The organism is Streptococcus sp. HMSC034E12, from assembly GCF_001835915.1.
GTDB lineage: Bacteria > Bacillota > Bacilli > Lactobacillales > Streptococcaceae > Streptococcus > Streptococcus vaginalis.
This window is the reverse complement of the sequence record NZ_KV826466.1, coordinates 1-1,185: the sequence shown is the minus strand read 5'-3', so window position 1 is coordinate 1,185 and position 1,185 is coordinate 1. Positions and strand designations below refer to the sequence as shown.

Sequence of the window (1,185 nt, the reverse complement as noted above, 5' to 3'; positions counted from 1 at the left end):
TTCGAGAATTAAGAGCCTACTTAAAAGATTATAGCGATTAAGACAAGTCAGGACTTTCCCTTTTTAAAGGTCATAAAAAGCTCAATTTCAAGTAGAAGTTAGCCATTCAACAAAAAAATCTGAGGTGACTTGTAGTTTAAAACTTTATTAGGATCGTTATTAATCCAATTTTCGATGAAAGTGACTTGTTTGTGGATCGTTTTCTTAACTCCCTTAGGAAGCCATCGTCTGATAAGTCTGTTATGATTCTCGTTTGTTCCTCTTTCCCGTGAGGAGTAAGGGTACGCGTAATAGATGTTGTCCTGTGGAAATATCTCAGCTAGTCTATTAAACTCCGTTCCATTATCAGCCGTGATGAATTTGATGGTATTAGTTTCCATAAGTGCAGCGACAGCTTGATTGACCAACTGAGCAGTTTTGTCAGGGATTAGTCGGATAATCTGGTGCCGACTTCTGCGGTCAGTGAGGGTGAGAAGGCACTGATTTTTCTGCTTGGTCAGAATGACGGTATCCATCTCATAATGCCCATTTTCAAGACGTTGGTTGATGATTTCAGGTCGTCCCTCAATAGACTTCCCAACAGGTTTAAACCGCGGACTAGCCCCCTTCTTTTCAGCTTTTGGCTTTCTGGGGTAAATCAAGTCCTTGTAGGTCAGTCCTATCTGTCCATGATGAATCAAGTAGTAGATGGTAGATATGGGGACATTGACTTTCTTTGCATTTACCATCATATTTCGGGATAGTATTTCTGCTTGATATAGTGCAAGATTTTCTCCTTGATAGCCTTATCAAGTCGACCCTTTCGGACAGACTTCTTTCTAGCTGATTCGTAACGACTTTGAGCAGCATCTGCAGAATAGAGCAGTTCAAACCTTCCCTTGCGTACTTGTTGGCGAACCAGCTCACGCTTGATGCCATTATGAATAGTTTGAGGTGCTTTTCCAAGCAAGAGAGCGATTTGATGATTTGATTTTTCCTCGTCCTTCCACTTTTCAATTAAACGGCGCTCAGCTATTGTTAAGTGCTTGCCTTTTGGGGTAAATTAGTAGGCATCTTAAAGAATCTCTTTGTATTTGTGGTGAACTACAAGTATATCTCTTTGAGATGTTTTTTCATACACTCGAAGTGGCTAACTTCATTTTAGAACTTTCAATTGGAAGAAAAAGTTTAAGAAAAATAAAAAAA

At 39.5% G+C, this 1,185-nt stretch carries 1 pseudogene; it reads right to left on the bottom strand.

Features of this window, described 5'->3' with window-relative positions:
- Positions 1–98: 98 nt before the first annotated feature.
- Positions 99–1,015, bottom strand: a pseudogene (locus HMPREF2574_RS08690) (IS30 family transposase).
- Between the last annotated feature and the right edge of the window lie 170 nt (positions 1,016–1,185).